The following is a 19,233-nucleotide window of genomic DNA, read 5'->3' on the forward strand; positions in this document are numbered from 1 at the left end:
GTGGCGCGGTCATAGGCCGTCGTCCGCGCCGCAGGGTCATTCCCCGATCAGATGAAGCGCCAGCGAGCGACCATGAGGACGACGGCGATGCTCGAACAAGTAGATTCCCTGCCACGTGCCGAGCGCGAGCGTGGCGTCGATCACTGGGATCGACAATTGTACCTGCGTGAGAGCGGCGCGCAAATGCGCGGGCATGTCGTCGGGCCCTTCGTCGTCGTGCAGATACGAACTTGATTCCGGTGCGATGCGCTCGAAATAAGCCTCGATATCCGTTCGGACCTCGGGCGCGGCATTTTCCTGGATGAGCAGCGATGCGGAGGTATGGCGACAAAACACCGTCAATAACCCGGATTGCATCGCCTGCGCATCGACCCAGCGCCGGATCGGGGCGGTAATGTCGACCAGCCCCTGCCGGCGGGTATCGATCGTGATCTGGGTCGTGGACTGCCGCATCGCTGCGCTCCTATGTAACTGCCTAGCCGGTCAGGTCCGTGACGGTGCTCAACGCCTGTCGGCACGGCCTTGGTCGCTATCGGCATCCGCCGGGACGTCGCGACCCAAATTGATCTCGTCATAGAGTTTGAGAAGATCGCTGACCTCCGCGATGACGGTTTCCTGCTCGGCGCGCCAGCGTGCCGTCGCGTCGTGCGTCGGTGTGCCGCACTTGCCATCGTGAAGCGTGAAACCCTGATCGATCAACCAGATGGTATCCGCCGCACGGGCCCGCTGCCGCCGCAGATGGAATACCCATTGTTCGATGACGCCGGAAGGAACGAGTCTGTCGATTTCACCCATGGTCGGCGCCTACCCGACCAGCGTCGTGCTTGTACAGCAGACGTTGCCGATGGTCTCGAATGCCGGAGTCTCGACCCGGGAAACGGGTCTTGTGGAAGGCTGGAAAGTTCCGCCGGTTTTAGCCAAAACGCCTCGATTCAGCACGCTTTCGGGAACCGCTCACGACCAGACGTGTTGAAAAGGTGGTAAAAAGCGTGTGTATTTTGACTGCCATCCTGTCACCGGAACCCGATCAATGCCTGTTATGTCCCACCGACCCGAGCGCGACCAGCCCTCGTTTCACCGCGTCGATCAGTCTCCGCCACGCCTGTCGGACCGATATGGTGCGGACAGGCTTGACGCCCTTTACCGGCGTGCCGCGGCCGATCGTGACCGGTTTCGCCAGCAGCAGTTGATCGCGATGCAGCCAAGCCTGCTCGAACGACTGCTAGGCAAGTTCCGGCGCTAAGAAGGGGGCAACTGACTGCTACACGCCGACCGGGAAGGTCGTCGCATGGCGCAATCCTTGAATTTCGGCCCAGGTGATGGGCCGGTCACGACCGACGCATTCTATGGTCAAAGCGTCGGCATCCTCGGCGGCAAGTTCGTCCGCCGCCTTTATCATGTCTTCTAGCGAGCCCGAAGCGATCTGCTCATCCGCGACCGGCGCCGCGTTCTCGCCGTCGACAGAGCTTTCGGCAACCGCACGTCGGAGCAGTTTTGCCGGCATTTTCCACATTGTCTTGAACACGTTTACGCTCCAGCCCCCTGGCACGACAGCGATGCCGCACGTTGCACCAATGGTCCAGACCATCGCCGCATGCCTGCGCCGATTGCAGCATCCCACGCGACGAATCGCACGATCCGTTCGATACGGGCGAGTTTGGCGTTGTCGTTGCGGACTGTGGTCGAACAGCACGTCTCTAACGGCACCCGCGGTAGAGCCCAAGGCCGATGGGGTAATGTTGCCAATGGGCCGTCGATCGCGCGCCTGGACCCAGGGCAGGGGCGGACCCGGTCCTTACACTCAGGACGTCTCTAGCGAAGATCTGCGCCCCGTATTCTTCGAAGCGCAGATCGATTTTCAAGGGCTGGGCCTTCGAGTGCCTCTGATCAGGCCGGCGGGTTGCCCGTCCCACCATTAAGTGAACCGGAATGTTTGTGGGCATCGTGGGAGGAGGCTCGGGCAGGCGCCGCATCCGCGCTGCTCCCGGCGAGCATGCCGTTCAACGAACTGCCGGTCATGCCGAGTTCCGCCATGAGGCCATCGATCAGCGGCCCGCCGACGCGGTAGCGCATGGCGGCTGCGACCGCGGCGTCGGCGAGGTTGCCCTGGCCGACGTCGGACGCGCCATCGTTGCCAGTGTCACCGTGCAGGCCCCGCGCATCCAGGATGCTGATCTTGTCGATGTTCTCCATCGGCTTGCTCGCCGCAGCGATGATCGCGGGCAACGCTTCGAGCATCGCGCGGCGGATCAGCAGTGCGGTCTGCGAGTCACTCAGCAAGTTGGTCGCCTCGTTCAACGACGCCTGACCTGCCGCGTCGACCTTGAAGGCCGCCTCGCGCCCTTCCGCGCGCGCCTTCTCTGCATCTGCTTCGGCGGTTGCTTCAGTACGCAGGGCGCTCGCACGAGCTTCCGCGGCTTCCTTATCGGCGGTCGCAGCGACGGTGATGCCAACGGCTTCTTCCTGCGCGCGCTGGGTGGCGGCAATCACGGCCACGTTCTTGTTTCGGTTGGCGATCTCGGTCGCCTTGGCAGTAGCGACGCTTTCCTCAGCGCGGACGGCCAGTGCGCGCGCCTCGTTGGCTGCAGCGGTGGCGGTCGATTCCTCTTCCGACTTCTGCGCGGTCTGCACCGCAGTCGTGATGCGTGCGATCTCGATCGTCCTGTCGCGCTCGATCGTCGCGGTCTGGATCGCGCCGTCACGAGCAATCGTGGCGGTCTGGATCACCTTGTCGGCTTCGGTCTGCGCGACGGTCTGCGCCTGGCCCGCGGTGATGCGGGCGATCTCGGCGAGGCGGGTCTGCTCCGCCTCGGCGGTGGCAATCGCCGTGGCTTGTTCCGCACGGCGCGCGGACAGCGTTTGCTCCTGTGTCAGGCGCGCCTGTTCGGCGGCCTGCGCGATCTCGAGCGACTGGTTGTTAGCGTCGAGGTTACGCTGCTCGATCTCGACGCGGTTGGTTGCGACGATGTCGTTGCGGATCTTCTTGCGCTCCTCGATCGTCCGCGTGAGCACGGTCAGCCCCTCGGCGTCGAACGCGTTGTTCTCGTTGAAATGCTCGAACGCGGTCTGGTCGAAATGGGTGATGCTGACGGACTCGAGCTGGAACCCGTTCATGTCCAGGTCGGTCATCAGCGCCTCCTGCACCTTCTGGATGAAGTCGGCGCGGTTGGCGTGGAGGTGCTCCATCGTCATCGTCGCCGCGACCGAACGCAGCGCGGACACCAGCTTGCCGTCGAGCAGCGACTTCACCGCATCAGGGCTGTTGACCGAATCGCCGAGCGTCTGCGCGGCGGCGGCGATCGATTCCGCGTCGGGCTTCACCTTGATGTGGAACAGCCCGACGACGTCGACGCGCAGCTTGTCGAGCGTGATCAGCGCATCCTTGTTGAGGCGCGATACCTCTAATTTCACTGTCGTCAGGCGGACCTGCATCAACTCATGAAGCACCGGGATCACCATGATGCCGCCGTTGAGCACGACTTTTTCGCCGCCGAAACCGGTGCGGATCAGCGCAACATCCTTGGTCGCGCGCCGGTAGAGCCGAGTCAGAATGATGCCGATCACGACAAGCGCGAACAGCACGATACCGGCGTAGATAAGGACGTTCAGAAGCTGTGCGGGCATGAAACCCTCCCCGGTTATGATTGTGATCGGATCGACTGCAGGAGCGCGTTGGCGTCGGGCAGCGCGTAGAAGAGTTTGCCGTCGCGGCGGACGATCAGGGCGGTCTCGCCGGTGGCGATCACGTCGGCGTCGTCGTGCGGCTCGACCATGATGAAGTGCGCCTGACCATGCTGATCGACGATCTTTGCACGGGCCGGCGATCCGCGGCGGGCGGTGCCTTCGAGGATGGTGCCGCGGCGGCGGAGAAAGTCGTCAGTGGAGATCACGCTGGTTTCGAAGCCGGGCATGATCCGGGCAAGCCCGTTTGCGGCGAGGGTGTTGAGCAGGCTGCCAGCGACCAGCGCACCACCCGAGGCGAGACCCCAGTGCAGTGGGCCGCCGGTCAACGCGGTCGCACCTTGCTGAATGGCTATCCCGGTGAGCGTGAAGCAGCCGAGTAATGACGTCAGCCAGATCAGGATCGGCAGTTCGTGACCGAACCCGAGCCAATCGAGCACGCCACTATCGGTTTCGGCATAAACGTCCGCGTCGAGATCAAGATGGCCGAGCCCAAGGCCGATCGCCTCGATCAGCCCGATCCCGAACATTATAACGAACGCGATCGCAAACGGCGCGTAAGCGGTCGTCAGGAAGATCGCGAACATAAGCCGTAGCAATGTTGAGGGCGCTGCTTGTACATCGGCGAACTGGTAGCGGACAGACGACAACGCTTCGTTACGAAACGCCGGCCGATCCGGATTTTGAACTCCATGTGTCGATGCTCCCCGAACGGAGGCTAGCCCTGCGCCAAGACTTTCGCAACGCGCGCTGAGGACACCGCCCGGGTTTGGATTCATCATCTGCACAGGATCTGTACGACAAGTGAACGGATCGTACGCGGACATTGCGATCTGACGCTCACGGGACCGCTGCAAAGCAGAACCTCGACAGTCGGGGAGCGCGAAGATGAGTCGTCATGGAAGACTGATGGCCAAAATCGGCGCTGCCTTTCCTGGCGGAGATACCGATCGACGACGGCAATGGCGCGGTGGTTGGTGGGTTCGCTTTGGCCTGGATTACCGCCCTGTTCCTGACGCGACGGGGGATCTGGAAAGACGGATCGGCGCGACTGGTGTTGCTTTCCGGCGCCGGATTGGCGGTGGTACTCATCGACGATCCAAGCTTCCTCGGCTGGGTTCTGTTCTGGACGGCTGTCTCGCTTGCCGCACTCCTGCCGCGGCACGGGTTCGACGATGCGCTCGCCTGGGCGCGCAGGCTCGGCTGGCACGCGATATCCGCCGCCATTGCGCCGCTGAAGGATGCGGCGCGGGTGTCGATAGTCCGCCAGCGTCGAGGACTGCCCTCCAGCGCTTCCGCGCTATCGGGGCCGTCGCCGCGTTGCCTTTGGTAGGCGGCGCGACGTTCCTTGGGCTGTTCGCGAACGCCAACCCGCTGATCGGCTGGGCGTTTTCGCAAATCGTGCTGCCGGATCCGTGGGCGACGATCTGGCGCACGCTGTTCGGCCTCTGCGTGTTGATCACCATCTGGGCAAGCCTGCGGCCAAGTCCTTATACGACGGGTCCATCGCGTTTCGGCGATCGCTCGATCGGTACGGTGTTCGAGCCGGCGGTGGCGCAGCTGACTCTCTTACTCGTGACGTTCAATACGATCTTCGCGGTTGAGAATGGGCTCGACATTGTGTTCCTGTCGAGCGGCGCGGGAGTGCCCTCGGGCGTGACGATGGCGGACTATGCGCACCGTGGCACGTATTCGTTGATCGTAACGGCAGCGCTCGCCGGCGTATTCGTGTTGTTGGCATTCCGTCCGGGCAGTACAGCCGCGTCGCTTCCGCTGGTGCGGCGGCTGGTGACGGTCTGGCTCGTCCAGAACCTGCTGCTGGTCGCGTCGAGTGCATTGCGAACGCTCGATTATGTCGACGCCTACGGGATGACGGTGCTGCGACTGTCGGCACTTCATGGATGGGACTCGTGGCCACGGGCCTGGCGCTGATCGGCTGGCGATTGCTTGTCGATAGGTCGGCGGCGTGCCTGATCAACGCCAATGCGCTGGCGGCTGTGACTGCGTTGGTGACGGCGAGCGTTGTGGATCTTGGCGCGGTCGCGGCGGCTTGGAATGTTCGCACAGCGCTCAAAATGGGTAAGGCGGGGCCGCCGCTCGACCTCTGCTATGTGGGGCGGCTGGGGCCATCGTCGCTCGTCCAACTGGCAACGCTGGAGCAGCATGCACGCGAGCCGCGGCTGCGCGATCGTCTGACGTATCTGCGGTGGGAACGTCAGACCGAAACGGCAGATGCGCAGGCCGATTGACGTCTGTGGACCCCGCGCAACGCGCGACTGCTTGCGACCGTCCGCGGGATGTTCGGCACCAAGGCGCCGCGTTTGCGGTCTGCACCGGACGGACGGCGCTGTGACGGGCTGATTCTGCCGCCGCCCAGGATAGAGATTCTATCAGCGGCGCCGTCCGCTCCGGCACCGAACACGTTAGCGCCGGACACGCCCTCACTTGCCGCTTTATCAAAGACGGTGACAGTATTGAATAGGTTGCGCTGGTGGAGCCGAGGGGAATCGAACCCCTGACCTCTGCAGTGCGATTGCAGCGCTCTCCCATCTGAGCTACGGCCCCGCGCGGTCCGGCGACGCCGGATCTTGCGATATTAGCGATGGCGCCGCCGGCTTGCAATCCACCGCCGCGCTCTCCCCCTCATGTTTTGGACACGGGACATTCATCGCGAACGCGGCTCGCACGGGCGCACCCGGCAACGGCCGGCGGAACTTCGATCAGGGCGCGGGCGATTGACGGGTAGGCTCGCTGCAGACGTGCACGTCATGTGTGCTCTGCCGCTTGGCGGGGGATCCGTTCTGCGCCATACCCGAGTCATGAAACCTCAACGACAGGAGTGAAGAATGTCCCGTGCATGGAGCCTGAAGACGCGTCCGCAAGGCATGCCCAAGCATACCGACTTTGAGATGATCGACGTTTCACAGTCCGAACTGGCCGACGGCGAAGTGCGCATCGCCAACCGCTGGCTCTCGGTCGATCCCTATATGCGCGGTCGCATGAACGACGTGAAAAGCTACACCCCGCCGTTCGAGCTGGGCAAGCCGATGCAAGGTGGTGCGATCGGCGAAGTCGTCGAGAGCCGGGCCGAGGGTCTGAAGGCGGGCGATCTCGTCCAGCATATGGCGGGATGGCGCGACGAAGCGACGCTGCCGGCAAACCAGGTCCAGAAGCTGCCGGACCTGGCGGTCGATCCGCAGGCGTTTCTTGGGCAGCTCGGCATGCCGGGCATGACCGCCTATTTCGGCCTGCTGGAAGTTGCCGCCGCCAAGTCCGGCGATACCGTCTTCGTGTCGGCCGCGGCGGGCGCGGTGGGCTCAACCGTCGTTCAGGTCGCCAAGGCCAAGGGCATGACGGTGATCGGCTCGGCAGGCGGAGCGGACAAATGTGCCTGGGTCAAGTCGCTCGGCGCTGATGCCGTGATCGACTACAAGTCCGGTACACCGGTCGTGAAGGGACTTGGCGAGGCTGTGGCCGCGGTCGGGTCAGGCGGGATTGACGTATATTTCGACAATGTCGGCGGCGAACATCTCGATGCGGCATTGGCGCACGCCAAGCTGCACGCCCGGTTCGCGATCTGTGGCATGATCGACGTCTACAACAGCGGCGCGGCGACTGAACTGCGCTATCTCGCAAGGCTGATCGGTAACCGTATCCAGATCCGCGGCTTCATCGTCAGCGATTTCATGGATCGGGCTGCGGAGTTCTATACGGACATGGGCGCCCTGCTGAAGGCGGGCACGTTGAAGCGGCAGGAAACCGTGCATGATGGCCTCGACGCAATGCCCGACGCGTTTCTCGGACTGTTTTCGGGTGGAAATACCGGCAAGATGCTCGTCAAGCTCTGAGCATTTAGCCCCCTCCCGGTAGTGCGGGAGGGGGCATTCATTCAGATCGCGCCCGAGAAGGTGTCGCACACCTTCGGGTCCCCGCTGTCGAGACCACGGCGAAGCCAGGTCTGACGCTGCGCCGAGGTGCCGTGCGTGAAGCTGTCCGGCACGACCCGGCCCTGAGCCTGCTTCTGAAGCGTGTCGTCGCCGATCGCCTGCGCAGCGGTCATGCCCTCCTCGATGTCACCGGGCTCGAGGCGGTCGCGATTGGCGGCCGCCCAGACACCGGCGAAACAATCCGCTTGGAGCTCCAACCGAACCGACAGCGCATTGCCCTCGCTCGAACCAGCGCGCTGCTGCGCGCGTGAAACCTGGCTCGACGTGCCGACCAGATTCTGGATGTGGTGACCGAATTCATGCGCGATGACGTAATCCTGCGCAAAGTCGCCGCGCGCGCCGAACCGGTTGGCCAGCTCGTCGAAGAAGCTGGTGTCGAGGAAGATTCCGTTGTCGGTCGGGCAGTAGAAGGGGCCCATTGCCGCCTGTGCTGCGCCGCAGCCCGAACGGCCATTGTCGTCGAAGAAGCTGAGCTTGGGCGCCTGGAACTGTTCACTGTTTTTCGCGAAGATCGCGGCCCAGGTTTTCTGCGCCGAGCTGAAGGCGTTGCACGCGGCGTGTCGCTCGGGGTTCAGCTTGCAGATCGACTGCGCGTCGGTGCCGGAACCCTGTTCGCCGCCGCGGTTGGCCCCACCTTGCGTTATCTGCCCGGAGGGTGCGCTGGGCGACGAGCCGCCACCCAGCATGCCACCGATATTGCCGAGGCCGCCGAACAGCGCCATCACGATCAACACGACGACGATGCCGCCGCACCCGAAACGGCTGCCGATCAGCGGCAGTAGGCCGAACAGAAGGCCGCCGCCTCCACCGCCCGAACCGCCGCCGCGGCCCTGATCCTCGACGTTGATGTTGGGGTCGAAATCATCGAGCCGCATGGTCTTAAGACTTTCATTCTGGAGTGGTAACGAAATGCATGGGACGATGCGGAGTTGCATCCGATTGGCTTGCCGGGTTTAATCGTATTCTGCCGACCTTTGGAAGGCATGACAAAGCGTTGTACGGCAGGCGGGGCGTTCTGGCCGCGTCAAGATGGGGGACGAGGCAATGTTTCTGGCGGGCAGGACGGCGGTCATTACAGGATCCACTTCGGGGATCGGCCTCGCCTATGCGCGGGCCTTTGCGGGGGAGGGGGCCTGCGTCGTTCTCAACGGCTTTGGCGACGCCGCGACGATCGAGGCGGAGCGTGTGGCGCTGAGCACGATCAGTGGGGCGACCGCGCTTTACGATGCCGCTGACATGACCCGCCCCGACGAGATTGTCGCACTGATCGAGCGCGCGGTCGCGGAGACGGGGAATTGCGATATCGTGGTCAACAATGCGGGCATCCAGCATGTTGCGGGGATTGCGGATTTTCCCGTCGCGACCTTCGATAAGATTATCGCGATCAACATGGCGTCGGCCTGGCACATGATGCGGGCGGCGATTCCGCATATGCGGCGCCGGGGCTGGGGGCGGATCATCTCGACGGCGTCGGCGCATTCGCTGGTCGCTAGCCCGAACAAGTCGGCCTATGTCATGGCCAAGCATGCCATCGCCGGACTGACCAAGACGATCGCACTCGAAACCGCGACCGACAACATCACGGTCAACTGCATCTCGCCCGGCTATGTCTGGACGCCGCTCGTCGAGGATCAGATCCCGGATACGATGGCGGCGCGCGCGATGACCCGCGAGCAGGTCGTGAACGACATTCTGCTCGCCGCGCAGCCGACCAAGGCCTTCGTCACGCCAGAGCAGGTCGCAGCGCTCGCACTCTTCCTGTGCCGCGACGAGGCTAGCGCGATGACCGGCGCCAATCTGTCGATGGATGGCGGCTGGACGGCAGCATGATAGGTGTCGGCGGTGCCCGTGTCGACGCGCGACGCGCGATCGGGGCGTTGGCGACATGCGTCTTGCTCGTTGCCTGCGGGGGCGGAAAACAGATCGCCAGCGCGCCGCCCCCCGACGTCGAGCGAACCGATCCCACCGGACGAGGGGCAGGATGGCGCACGGCAGCAACGGTTGCCGACCGCGCAAGGCTGCGCGACTGGCGCGATGCGTGGATGGATGCGCTTGCGCAGATCCCGCAGCGTGAGATTGCCGCGGATCCTCAATTGTTCGATCCGGACCGGGCACTCCCCGATCCGTTGCCACCGATCGGCACCTATCGGTGTCGCACGATCAAGCTCGGGGCGCCTGGAGCGGGCGCGTCACGCTTCATTGCCTATGGCTGGTTCTCGTGCCGCATCGAACAGCCAGCACGCACGGGGGGAGACGGGGACCTGACGTTCACGCGGCTGGGAGGATCGCAACGTCCGTCCGGGACGCTGTACCGCGAATCGCGGGCAGATTCGGCTCCGCGACCGCGTGCGATCTTCCTCGGCAGCATGGCGTTGGGCGACGAACAGCGTCCGATGCGCTACGGCACCGACGCAAATCGCGATCTGGCGGGTGTGATGGAGCGCATCGGTAACCGGCGCTGGCGGCTGATACTGCCTCGTCCGCGCTTCGAATCCCTGCTCGACATCGTCGAGATCATACCGATGGAATAATCCCGGACTATCGGGTTTGTCGCGATCAAGCGCAACATGGTCGGGGAGACAGGATTCGAACCTGCGACCCCCTGGTCCCAAACCAGGTGCGCTACCAGCCTGCGCCACTCCCCGACGCCGCAGCCCTTAGCGGGTGCGGTTGACGAAAGGCAAGCAGCTTCGTGTCGGCGGGCAGGGAAAGTCGTCACTGAAGGACGGGGCCGGCACCCGAACGATAGCCTCGGCGGAGAAGGGTAGCAGCGTAGCGGGCGGTCCACGCGTCGATGCGAGCCATGCTTGCGTCAGGACGAGGTTCCGATGCGGACGCCCCTATGGCAGAGCGGTCGGCATGTGGGCAAAATCTATCCTATCGAGTGCGTTGCGACGTGGCGCTTTGACCGTCGCGGCGATGACCGCGGTCACCACCCCCGCATGTGCGCAGGACGAGGCGGGGTTTCAGGCCTATCTCGGCCAGCTTCGTACGCAGGCGCTGGAGGCCGGAGTCACGGCGCGTACGGTGGACTCAGTCTTTCCCACGTTGACGCTGAACGAGCGTGTCATCGCGCTCGATCGTGCACAGCCGGGCGGCGGCACAAGCAGCGCCATTCCGGCCTTCGCGCCGTACAAGGCGCAGCATGTCGACGCGGCGCGGATCGGACGCGGTCGGGAAACCTATCGGGCGCAGCGGGGCAGGCTGCAGCGTATCGAGCGCGAAACAGGCGTGCCCGAATCGATCATGGTTGCGATCTGGGGGCATGAGACCAATTACGGCAGCTACACCGGAAATTTCGACATTCTGCGGTCGCTCGCGAGCCTCGCCTATGAGGGGCGTCGGCGATCGCTGTTTGCGGGCGAGTTCATTGCCGGCTTGAAGATCGTCGACCGGGGCATTTCCCGCGAACAACTCAAGGGTAGCTGGGCAGGCGCGATGGGCAATCCACAGTTTCTGCCGTCCATCTATCTACGACTGGCCCGTGACGGGGATGGTGACGGCCGCGCGGATATCTGGAACAGTCCGGCCGATACGCTGGCGTCGATCGGCAATTATTTTACCAATGCCGGCTGGCGCAGTGGCCAACCCTGGGGCGTCGCGGTCTCCGTGCCGCAGGGATTCGATCGGTCGCAGGTACGCAATCGGCTCGTGTCGCCGCGGTGCCCGCGCGTGTTCGAACGGCATAGCGGCTGGCGAACGATCGCCGAGTGGCGCGGTCTGGGTGTGATGACGCAAGGCGCCTCGTGGCCGGCCGACAATGTCATGGCGACGCTGCTCGAACCCGACGGTTCAGGCGCCACGGCGTATCTGCTCACGAGCAATTACCGCGTGATCCTCGACTATAATTGTTCGAATTTTTATGCGCTGTCGGTGGGGCTGCTGGCGGATGCAGTCGAGCGCTAACCGGCGTGCCCGATAGACTCAAAGCCAAGCGTGACGCGGTTGCCAAGCGCGGCTATGACTTCGATAAGGTCCCGGCGGCGCCGCGAGCCTGCCTCCCATCGTGTTCCTCTTTGACGTAACGGATATCATGACGAAGCTGCCCATGAACACGCTGCCCTTTACTCAAATGGTCCGGCGCCGCATCGCCATCGCGCCGCTGGCAATGATCGCGCTTGCGACGCCGTCTATCGCCGCTGCGCCACAGTTCCAGACCAGCGCACCGATCGCCTATATGGAAGATCTGTCGTCGGGCGCGGTCCTGTTCGCACGGGATGCCGATCGCCGTATGCCGCCTGCGTCGATGGCGAAGATGATGACGGTCTATGTCGCGTTCGACATGCTCAAAAAAGGCGAGCTCAAGCTCGATCACATGGTCACCGTCCGGCCGGAGACCTGGGCAAAATGGCATGGTCCGTCAGCGGGTTCGACGATGTTCCTGTCGGCGAACGAGAGCGTCAGCGTGGCCAATCTGCTATATGGCATCGTGACATTGTCGGGCAACGACGCCTGCGTCGTTCTCGCGGAGTCGATCTCGGGTTCGGAGCCCGCCTTTACCGAGCGCATGAACCGCGTCGCGGCACAGCTCGGCCTCAAGGACAGTCATTTCGGGACGTCGAACGGGTGGCCAGACAACGGCGTGACCTATGTCACTGCGCATGATCTGGCCAAGCTGGCATCGGCGACGATCACCAACCATCCCCAACTCTACAAGCAATTTTATGCAAAGCGCGATTTCACCTGGGGCAAGACCATGGGCGGCAGCGCGATTACCCAGGCCAATCGTGATCCGCTGCTCGGCCGCGTCGCGGGTGCCGATGGGTTGAAGACCGGACATACCGAAGAAGCCGGATACGGATTCACCGGGTCGGCCGAGCAGAATGGTCGCCGTCTGGTATTGGTCGTCGCCGGCCTGAAGAGTTCGACAGAGCGCGCGAACGAGTCAGTACGGTTCATGGACTGGGGCTTCCGCGCGTGGCAGTCCAAGCCGATCGTAGCGAAGGGTCGGAAGGTCGAGGAGGCCAGCGTGCAGATGGGCGGCTCATCGAGCGTCGGCCTCATGGCGCCCAAGGCGCTGACCGTCACCGTGCCGGCGGGGACATCGCCGAACCTGAACGCCAAGGTCGTCTATCAGGGGCCGGTCAAGGCGCCGATCAAGGCGGGCCAGCACATCGCGGATCTGGTCGTGTCGATGCCTGACGGGGTCGAGCAGCGTATGCCGCTGGTCGCGGAAAAGGACGTTGCCGAAGCCGGGTTCTTCGGGCGCGCTTGGTCTGGGCTCACCGGGCTGTTCGGTTGAGGCTCGGCGTGCCGGCGCGCGTGTGCACCGTTCGGGTGAGCCCGTCGCCGGCATGACCGACATAATCGGCAATGCCGCGGCGCAGTCCGCTTTCGCCGCGGCGATGCAAAGCGGCGCGCTTCACCATGCGTGGCTGTTCACCGGCCCGCAGGGCGTTGGCAAGGCAAGCTTCGCACGGCTGGCGGCGATGCGCATGCTGGCCGATGCGCGCGGCGGGTCGACCGAGCCGCGCGGGTTTGCCGTGCCGGCCGGCGACCCCACGCGCGCGCTGATCGAGGCGGGTTCGCACCCCGATTTCCGCCTGCTGACGCGTCTGCCCAAGGATCCTGAAAAGCCCGACCAGGATCTTGCGCGCAGTATAACGATCGCGCAGGTCCGCACGCTCCAGCCGCTCTTTGCGACGACGCCATCGATGAGCCCGCGCCGGGTCGTCATGATCGACGCGATCGACGATCTGGAGCGCGGCGGCAGCAATGCGTTGCTCAAGAACCTTGAGGAACCACCCGCCGGGACGATATTCCTCCTGGTCAGCCACGCGCCGGGACGGTTGTTGCCAACGATCCGGTCGCGGTGCCGGGTCTTGCGGTTCGAGGCACTGACGCCCGACGAGGTCGCGGTGACGTTGCGACTGGCGCAGCCGGACCTCGACCACGACGAGATATCTGCCCTCGTACGTGCGAGTGAGGGAGCGCCGGGCAGGGCGCTGCGCTACGCGGGTCTCGATATTGCGAGCCTCGACGAAGCGATTGCGCGGATCGCCGACGAAGGCGATCGCGATAACGGCCATCGTCTCCGGCTGGCGAAGTCCCTTGCTGGGAAGGCGTCGCAACCCCGCTATGAGGCGTTTCTCGATCGCGTGCCGGCGTTCATCGCCCACGCGGCGCGGGACCGTTCGGGCGCGCGGCTCAAGATCGCCCTCGACGCGCATGCTGCAGCGCGTGACCTGTCGGCCGCCGCCATTGGCCTGTCACTTGATGCGCAGGCGACCGTCTTCGAGCTGTCGGGAATCCTTGCGACACTGCGCACCTGATGAAGGCGGCGACATGGGCTTCACCTCCTTCGGGGGATGCTCTAGGAGCGCTGACATGGCCGACCCTTACTACATCACCACCGCAATCCATTATCCCAATGGCCGACCGCATATCGGCCATGCCTATGAAATGGTTGCAGCCGACGCGATCGCCCGCTTTCAGCGCCAGGCCGGACGCGACGTGCTGTTCCAGACCGGGACCGACGAACACGGCCTGAAGATGGTCCAGGCCGCCCGCGACCGCGGCGTCCCCGTTCGCGAGTTCGCGGATGAAATGTCGTCCTATTTCAGCGGGATGGCGGACCGTCTTGATATATCCTATGATCGGTTCATCCGGACCGTCGATAGCGATCATTACGCGGCGAGCCAGGCGATCTGGGAAGCGATGGCGGATGCCGGGGACCTTTATCTCGATCGTTATGAGGGCTGGTATTCGGTTCGCGACGAAGCCTTTTACGACGAGTCCGAACTGACGGGGGAGGGCGCCGATCGCCGGTCTCCGCAAGGCACGCCGGTCGAATGGACTGCCGAGGAAACCTGGTTCTTCCGCTTGTCGAAATATCAGCAGCCCTTGCTCGACCTCTACGCCGCGAACCCCGACTTCATCCGTCCTGAGAGCCGCCGCAACGAGGTCATGCGCTTTGTCGAAGGGGGCCTGTCCGACCTCTCGGTGTCGCGGACGAGCTTCGACTGGGGCGTGCCCGTGCCGGGAAGCCCGGGTCATGTCATGTATGTCTGGGTCGACGCGCTCACAAATTACCTCACGGGGACGGGCTATCCGAACACCGGAACGGACGACGCAAATCTGGCGCGATTCTGGCCGGCGGACCTTCACCTGATCGGCAAGGACATTGTCCGCTTCCATGCGGTCTTTTGGCCTGCTTTCCTGATGTCCGCGAACATCCCGCTCCCCAAAAGCGTCTTTGGCCACGGCTTTCTCCTGACCCGTGGCGAGAAGATGTCGAAGTCGGTTGGTAACGTCGTCGATCCGATGGAGCTGGCTGACGCGTTCGGCGTCGATGCCCTGCGCTATTTCTTCCTTCGCGACGTCAGCTTTGGGCAGGATGGCAGCTATTCGGCCGAGGCGATCGTGACGCGGGTCAACGCCGAGCTCGCGAACAGCTTCGGCAATCTGGCCCAGCGGACATTGTCGTTCATTGCCAAGAACCTGGACGGTGCATTGCCCATGGCGACGGCGATCGAGCCGGCCGACGCTGCGCTGCTCCAAGACGTCACCGCGGCCTGCGCCGCGTTCAGATCCGGCTTTGCAGACCTCGCTCTGTCGCATGCCATCGAGGCGTGGATGCGGGGCGTCTTTGCCTGCAACCAGTATATCGACGTCCAGGCGCCCTGGGCGTTGCGCAAGACCGACCCGGCACGGATGAACACGGTGCTGGCGACATTGGTGCGTGCGATCCGGATGCTCGCCATCACGATCCTTCCGGTCGTGCCGAGCGCAGCGGGCAAGGTCCTCGACCAGATCGGTGCAGAGGGCCGCGACCATGCCGCGCTTGCGGATGACGATTGGTATGATCGGCAGGCCTTAAGCGATTTCCGGATCGTCGCGCCGACCGGCGCGTTCCCACGGCTTGAGATGCCTGCGGAGACCGACGCCTGATGCTTGCAGACAGTCATTGCCACCTGAATTACCCCGGCTTGATCGAGGATCAGCAGGCGGTCCTCGATCGCGCGCGGGCGCGCGGTGTGACGGCGATGCTCAACATTTCGACGCGTGAAAGTGAATGGGATGCGGTGATCGCCACCGCGGACCGTGAGGCCGATGTATGGGCGACGGTCGGCATCCACCCAAATGAAGCCGATGCCCATCCCGCGATCGACGCGACGCGTTTGGTCGAGCGCGCACGTCACCCGCGGGTCGTGGGCCTGGGTGAGACCGGGCTCGATTATTACCGCGAGACCTCCGATCGTGCACGCCAGGCGCTGAGCTTCCGCGCGCATATCGACGCGGCGCGTGAAACCGGCCTGCCGATTGTCGTGCATACCCGCGATGCCGAAGAGGATACCGCGGCGATCCTGTCGGACGAGATGGGGAAGGGGGCCTATGGCGGCGTCATCCACTGTTTCACAGCGAGCGCAGCATTTGCCGACAAGGCACTGGAACTTGGCCTCTATATATCGCTGTCGGGGATCGTGACGTTCAAGAACGCGCGCGACCTTCAGGCGATCGCGGCACGCTTGCCGATCGAACGGCTGCTGATCGAAACCGACGCGCCTTTTCTTGCGCCCGTGCCCAATCGGGGCAAGACGGGGGAGCCCGGCTTTGTCGCCGACACCGCGCAGTTCGTGGCGGACCTGCGCGGCGTCTCCGTCGGCGAGTTGTCTCAGCGGACCGCCGAAAACTTCCATACTTTGTTCGCCAAGACGCGGCCCGGCGATACGCCGGTCGTGGCGCATCGCGCGTGAAGATCACGATCCTCGGCTCGGGGACGTCGTCCGGCGTTCCCCGGATCGGCAATGACTGGGGTGCCTGCGATCCCGCCGAACCGCGCAACCGACGTACGCGCGTCTCCGCGCTTGTTGAGCATGCCGGAACGCGGATCCTGATCGATACAGGGCCGGACATGCGCGAGCAGTTGCTTGCGGCGAACGTCTCCGAGGTTGATGCGGTCATCTGGACGCATGATCACGCTGATCACTGCCACGGCATTGATGACCTCAGACAGCTCTATCACGAAATGGGCACGCCCGTGATCGGCTTTGCCCGGCCCGCGACGCTCGCCGCGCTCGAGGATCGCTTCACCTATGCGTTCCGGGGCCGCAGCGGTTATCCGTCGACGATCACCGGGGCGGTCCTTCCGGACCGGCTGACGATCGGCGCGATCGACATTCGTGTTACCGATCAGCCGCACGGATCGATCCACGCCGCTGGGCTGCGCTTCGAGGCCGATGGCAAGGCAATCGGTTATGCGACCGATTTCAACATCATGACCGACGATATGGCCGCGCTGTATACGGGCCTGGACGTATGGGTGGTCGATGCACTGCGCCGTCGTCCACATCCGACGCATCCGCAACTTTCAGCCGTCTTGGGCTGGGTCGATGCGTTCAGGCCGGGGCGGACCGCGCTTATCCATATGGACAACAGCATGGACTATGTAGCGTTGAGGGCCGAACTGCCTGACACAGTGGAGCCGGGCTTTGATGGGCAGATCCTCGAGGCCTGACACATACCAACCCCAGAGCATTTTACATAATGTATATTATCGGATCGAGAGTGATTCGTTATGAAGCTTTTGATTTTGTCGTAGCAACGGCGATCTCCACGTCATCCTCACTTTATGCGGAGCGCCGCCATGATTGACCGCCTCACGACCATCATGGCGCGACTGCGCGATCCGGATACGGGATGCGAATGGGACCGTGTTCAAACATCGAGGACGATTGCTCGCTACACGATCGAAGAGGCCTATGAGGTCGTCGACGCGATCGAACGCGGCGATCTTGCCGATCTGAAGGACGAACTCGGCGACCTGTTGTTGCAGGTGGTATTCCATGCCCGCATTGCAGAGGAAGCGGGTGCATTTGCCCTGCCCGACGTCATCGACGCGATCAGCGACAAGATGGAGCGCCGACACCCGCACATCTTCGGTCCGGCGGAGACATCGCCCGGCTGGGAAACGATCAAGGCGACCGAGCGCGCGAACAAGCCTGACCAGAGTGCGGTCGCCGGCGTCGCCACCGCGCTGCCTTCGCTGGCGCGAGCCGACAAGCTGCAAAAGCGTGCTGCGCGGGTCGGGTTCGACTGGCCCGATCCAACCGGTTCCTTGGCCAAGGTGCACGAAGAACTCGACGAGATTGCGACAGCAACCGCCGACACACTGGCCGAAGAGGTCGGCGATCTTCTGTTTGCTGTGGCCAATTATGCCCGCCACCTCGGTATTGATCCCGAAGTGGCGTTACGCGCGGGCAACGCAAAGTTCGAAGCCCGGTTCCGGGCGATGGAACACATCGCCGGTGCGGGCTTCGAAGCTTTGTCGCTTGAGGAGAAGGAAGCGCTTTGGCAGACGGTCAAACGTCGCGGCGGCTGAACCGGTCGTAATCGGTGTCGGACAGCCGTACGTCATAGGTGGTGGCCAGCCCGTCCGCGAAACTGCTGAGCACCTCGCCATGCGCGTGCAACCATGCCGCGCCTGCGCCGTCCGTCGCATCGAGCGTAATGTGATAGCGGCGATGCGCATCCGTCAGTTTGGCAGCGACCTGCTCGACGAGATGGTCCACCCCCTCCCCACTCAGCGCCGAGATCGCCACGACATCCTCGCGATGCTCAGCCTCCCCGACAATCTCGTCATGGTCGGCAGGATCGAGCAGATCCAGCTTGTTCCAGACTTCGAACCGCGGGGTCATATCGTCGACGCCGATGTCCGCCAGCACCGCCTCGACATCGGCACGTTGCGCCTCCGTATCGGGATGCGCGATATCACGGACGTGGATCAGCAGATCGGCGGACACCACTTCTTCGAGCGTCGCCTTGAATGCCGCGACGAGCTGGGTTGGCAGGTCCGAGACGAACCCGACCGTGTCGGACAGGATCGCCTTGTCGATACCGGGCAATCGGATTTGCCGAAGCGTCGGATCCAGCGTCGCGAACAGCAGGTCTTCGGCCATGACGTCGGCACCGGTCAACCGATTGAACAGCGTCGACTTTCCGGCATTGGTATAGCCGACTAGCGCGATGACGGGCCAAGGGGCTCGCTGGCGTCGCTCCCGGTGCAGGCCGCGGGTGCGGCTGACCTGCTCGAGTTCGCGCCGGAGCCGCGCCATCCGGTCCCGGATGAGCCGGCGATCCGCCTCGATCTGGGTTTCACCAGGCCCGCCGAGAAAGCCGAACCCGCCGCGCTGACGCTCGAGATGGGTCCAGCTCCGGACGAGCCGGCCAGCCTGATAGTCGAGATGCGCAAGTTCAACCTGCAGCCGCCCTTCGGCCGTCGCCGCGCGCTCCCCGAAGATTTCGAGGATCAGCCCGGTGCGGTCGATGACCTTCGTTTCCAGCGCCTTTTCGAGATTGCGCTGCTGGATCGGGCTCAGGCTCGCATCGAACACGACGAGCCCCGCTTCCTCCATTCGCACCTGCGTCGCGAGGAGCTCGACCTGCCCGCTGCCGATCAACGTTGCGGGCTTGGCCTGGCGGACGCGATAGGCGATCCGCTCGACCACCTCCACGCCAATGGCGGCGGCAAGGCCCGCCGTCTCTTCGAGCCGTGCGTCGACATCGCGGGTCGCATCGCCTTGGTCGGGCAAGACGACGATCGCTTTCGTGCCGCGGGCGAACTCGTCGCGGTCACGGTCAAAACCACTACTCATGCGCATTGCCC

The 19,233-nt window shown here is 63.9% G+C and carries 17 protein-coding genes, 2 tRNA genes and 1 pseudogene; 11 read left to right on the forward strand and 9 right to left on the reverse strand.

All coding sequences use genetic code 11. The annotated features are described in order from the left end of the window. Positions 1 to 36 precede the first annotated feature (36 nt). The 5 genes from SOM18_RS02300 to SOM18_RS02320 all read right to left on the reverse strand — a co-directional run bounded on the left by SOM18_RS02300 (position 37) and on the right by SOM18_RS02320 (position 4,508). A complete protein-coding gene (locus SOM18_RS02300) occupies positions 37 to 453 on the reverse strand; it encodes a secondary thiamine-phosphate synthase enzyme YjbQ (RefSeq protein WP_031439041.1) in 417 nt (138 codons plus the stop codon). Between the two features lie 48 nt (positions 454 to 501). Next, complete coding sequence (locus SOM18_RS02305) at positions 502 to 795, reverse strand: hypothetical protein (RefSeq protein WP_042466279.1); 294 nt, start codon at positions 793 to 795, stop codon at positions 502 to 504. Between the two features lie 466 nt (positions 796 to 1,261). Continuing rightward, positions 1,262 to 1,525: a hypothetical protein gene (locus SOM18_RS02310; RefSeq protein ID WP_320481238.1), complete on the reverse strand. Its 264-nt coding sequence runs from the start codon at positions 1,523 to 1,525 to the stop codon at positions 1,262 to 1,264. A gap of 362 nt (positions 1,526 to 1,887) precedes the next feature. Further along, positions 1,888 to 3,624: a flotillin family protein gene (locus SOM18_RS02315; protein WP_042466278.1), complete on the reverse strand. Its 1,737-nt coding sequence runs from the start codon at positions 3,622 to 3,624 to the stop codon at positions 1,888 to 1,890. A gap of 14 nt (positions 3,625 to 3,638) precedes the next feature. Next, entirely contained in the window at positions 3,639 to 4,508 is an 870-nt protein-coding gene (locus tag SOM18_RS02320; RefSeq protein ID WP_320481239.1) for a YqiJ family protein, read from the reverse strand. An 82-nt stretch (positions 4,509 to 4,590) separates the two neighbouring features. Between SOM18_RS02320 and SOM18_RS02325 the strand changes: the two are divergent. Next, positions 4,591 to 5,930: pseudogene (locus tag SOM18_RS02325) on the forward strand (DUF4173 domain-containing protein). A gap of 240 nt (positions 5,931 to 6,170) precedes the next feature. On the opposite strand, the gene SOM18_RS02335 reads toward SOM18_RS02325, so the two are convergent. Next, positions 6,171 to 6,246 (reverse strand) — tRNA-Ala (locus SOM18_RS02335). A gap of 281 nt (positions 6,247 to 6,527) precedes the next feature. Between SOM18_RS02335 and SOM18_RS02340 the strand changes: the two genes are divergently transcribed. Continuing rightward, positions 6,528 to 7,529: an NADP-dependent oxidoreductase gene (locus SOM18_RS02340; RefSeq protein WP_031439035.1), complete on the forward strand. Its 1,002-nt coding sequence runs from the start codon at positions 6,528 to 6,530 to the stop codon at positions 7,527 to 7,529. Positions 7,530 to 7,570: 41 nt separating this feature from the next. On the opposite strand, the gene ypfJ is transcribed toward SOM18_RS02340, so the two are convergent. After that, positions 7,571 to 8,503, reverse strand: a complete 933-nt coding sequence (gene ypfJ, locus SOM18_RS02345) for a KPN_02809 family neutral zinc metallopeptidase (protein WP_031439034.1) — start codon at positions 8,501 to 8,503, stop codon at positions 7,571 to 7,573. A gap of 169 nt (positions 8,504 to 8,672) precedes the next feature. Here ypfJ and SOM18_RS02350 point away from each other — a divergent pair, with 169 nt between their 5' ends. Both SOM18_RS02350 and SOM18_RS02355 read left to right on the forward strand, forming a co-directional pair. After that, positions 8,673 to 9,458 (forward strand): 3-hydroxybutyrate dehydrogenase, encoded by a 786-nt coding sequence (locus SOM18_RS02350; RefSeq protein WP_031439033.1) that lies wholly within the window; start codon positions 8,673 to 8,675, stop codon positions 9,456 to 9,458. Further along, positions 9,455 to 10,159, forward strand: a complete 705-nt coding sequence (locus tag SOM18_RS02355) for a DUF4893 domain-containing protein (RefSeq protein WP_081874045.1) — start codon at positions 9,455 to 9,457, stop codon at positions 10,157 to 10,159. The genes SOM18_RS02350 and SOM18_RS02355 overlap by 4 nt, the downstream gene beginning before the upstream one ends. A 37-nt stretch (positions 10,160 to 10,196) precedes the next feature. Here the strand turns inward: SOM18_RS02355 and SOM18_RS02360 are convergent. Further along, a tRNA-Pro gene (locus SOM18_RS02360) sits at positions 10,197 to 10,273 on the reverse strand. Positions 10,274 to 10,547: 274 nt separating this feature from the next. On the opposite strand from SOM18_RS02360, the gene SOM18_RS02365 reads away from it, so the two are divergent. The 7 genes from SOM18_RS02365 to mazG all read left to right on the forward strand — a co-directional run bounded on the left by SOM18_RS02365 (position 10,548) and on the right by mazG (position 17,949). Beyond that, positions 10,548 to 11,534 carry a lytic murein transglycosylase gene (locus SOM18_RS02365; protein WP_152555340.1) on the forward strand — a complete coding sequence of 329 codons (987 nt, stop codon included), beginning with the start codon at positions 10,548 to 10,550 and terminating at the stop codon, positions 11,532 to 11,534. A gap of 166 nt (positions 11,535 to 11,700) precedes the next feature. Continuing rightward, the gene (locus SOM18_RS02370) at positions 11,701 to 12,870 is read left to right on the forward strand and encodes a D-alanyl-D-alanine carboxypeptidase family protein (RefSeq protein ID WP_031439030.1); all 1,170 of its coding nucleotides are present in this window, start codon (positions 11,701 to 11,703) and stop codon (positions 12,868 to 12,870) included. Positions 12,871 to 12,922: 52 nt separating this feature from the next. Next, entirely contained in the window at positions 12,923 to 13,900 is a 978-nt protein-coding gene (locus SOM18_RS02375) for an AAA family ATPase (protein WP_031439029.1), read from the forward strand. A 55-nt stretch (positions 13,901 to 13,955) separates the two neighbouring features. Continuing rightward, on the forward strand, positions 13,956 to 15,518 hold the full coding sequence (metG, locus tag SOM18_RS02380; protein ID WP_031439028.1) for a methionine--tRNA ligase: 1,563 nt from the start codon (positions 13,956 to 13,958) through the stop codon (positions 15,516 to 15,518). Further along, on the forward strand, positions 15,518 to 16,324 hold the full coding sequence (locus SOM18_RS02385) for a TatD family hydrolase (protein WP_031439027.1): 807 nt from the start codon (positions 15,518 to 15,520) through the stop codon (positions 16,322 to 16,324). Before metG ends, SOM18_RS02385 begins: the two co-directional genes overlap by 1 nt. After that, positions 16,321 to 17,085: an MBL fold metallo-hydrolase gene (locus SOM18_RS02390; protein WP_031439026.1), complete on the forward strand. Its 765-nt coding sequence runs from the start codon at positions 16,321 to 16,323 to the stop codon at positions 17,083 to 17,085. The genes SOM18_RS02385 and SOM18_RS02390 overlap by 4 nt, the downstream gene beginning before the upstream one ends. A 129-nt stretch (positions 17,086 to 17,214) precedes the next feature. Beyond that, complete coding sequence (mazG, locus tag SOM18_RS02395; protein ID WP_128082083.1) at positions 17,215 to 17,949, forward strand: nucleoside triphosphate pyrophosphohydrolase; 735 nt, start codon at positions 17,215 to 17,217, stop codon at positions 17,947 to 17,949. On the opposite strand, the gene hflX is transcribed toward mazG, so the two are convergent. Continuing rightward, positions 17,930 to 19,222 carry a GTPase HflX gene (gene hflX / locus SOM18_RS02400; RefSeq protein ID WP_031439024.1) on the reverse strand — a complete coding sequence of 431 codons (1,293 nt, stop codon included), beginning with the start codon at positions 19,220 to 19,222 and terminating at the stop codon, positions 17,930 to 17,932. The genes mazG and hflX overlap by 20 nt on opposite strands. Positions 19,223 to 19,233 lie beyond the last annotated feature (11 nt).

This window comes from Sphingomonas sp. CFBP9019, assembly GCF_034045155.1.
In the GTDB taxonomy this organism is placed as follows: domain Bacteria; phylum Pseudomonadota; class Alphaproteobacteria; order Sphingomonadales; family Sphingomonadaceae; genus Sphingomonas; species Sphingomonas aerolata.

What these genes read in the sequence shown, in the direction of transcription:
- SOM18_RS02300 (WP_031439041.1), bottom strand. Translation starts at nt 453, where the DNA reads ATGCGGCAGTCCACGACCCAGATCACGATCGATACCCGCCGGCAGGGG.
- SOM18_RS02305 (WP_042466279.1), bottom strand. Translation starts at nt 795, where the DNA reads ATGGGTGAAATCGACAGACTCGTTCCTTCCGGCGTCATCGAACAATGG.
- SOM18_RS02315 (WP_042466278.1), bottom strand. Translation starts at nt 3,624, where the DNA reads ATGCCCGCACAGCTTCTGAACGTCCTTATCTACGCCGGTATCGTGCTG.
- SOM18_RS02320 (WP_320481239.1), bottom strand. Translation starts at nt 4,508, where the DNA reads ATGTCCGCGTACGATCCGTTCACTTGTCGTACAGATCCTGTGCAGATG.
- SOM18_RS02340 (WP_031439035.1), top strand. Translation starts at nt 6,528, where the DNA reads ATGTCCCGTGCATGGAGCCTGAAGACGCGTCCGCAAGGCATGCCCAAG.
- ypfJ (WP_031439034.1), bottom strand. Translation starts at nt 8,503, where the DNA reads ATGCGGCTCGATGATTTCGACCCCAACATCAACGTCGAGGATCAGGGC.
- SOM18_RS02350 (WP_031439033.1), top strand. Translation starts at nt 8,673, where the DNA reads ATGTTTCTGGCGGGCAGGACGGCGGTCATTACAGGATCCACTTCGGGG.
- SOM18_RS02355 (WP_081874045.1), top strand. Translation starts at nt 9,455, where the DNA reads ATGATAGGTGTCGGCGGTGCCCGTGTCGACGCGCGACGCGCGATCGGG.
- SOM18_RS02365 (WP_152555340.1), top strand. Translation starts at nt 10,548, where the DNA reads ATGACCGCGGTCACCACCCCCGCATGTGCGCAGGACGAGGCGGGGTTT.
- SOM18_RS02370 (WP_031439030.1), top strand. Translation starts at nt 11,701, where the DNA reads ATGGTCCGGCGCCGCATCGCCATCGCGCCGCTGGCAATGATCGCGCTT.
- SOM18_RS02375 (WP_031439029.1), top strand. Translation starts at nt 12,923, where the DNA reads ATGACCGACATAATCGGCAATGCCGCGGCGCAGTCCGCTTTCGCCGCG.
- metG (WP_031439028.1), top strand. Translation starts at nt 13,956, where the DNA reads ATGGCCGACCCTTACTACATCACCACCGCAATCCATTATCCCAATGGC.
- SOM18_RS02385 (WP_031439027.1), top strand. Translation starts at nt 15,518, where the DNA reads ATGCTTGCAGACAGTCATTGCCACCTGAATTACCCCGGCTTGATCGAG.
- mazG (WP_128082083.1), top strand. Translation starts at nt 17,215, where the DNA reads ATGATTGACCGCCTCACGACCATCATGGCGCGACTGCGCGATCCGGAT.
- hflX (WP_031439024.1), bottom strand. Translation starts at nt 19,222, where the DNA reads ATGAGTAGTGGTTTTGACCGTGACCGCGACGAGTTCGCCCGCGGCACG.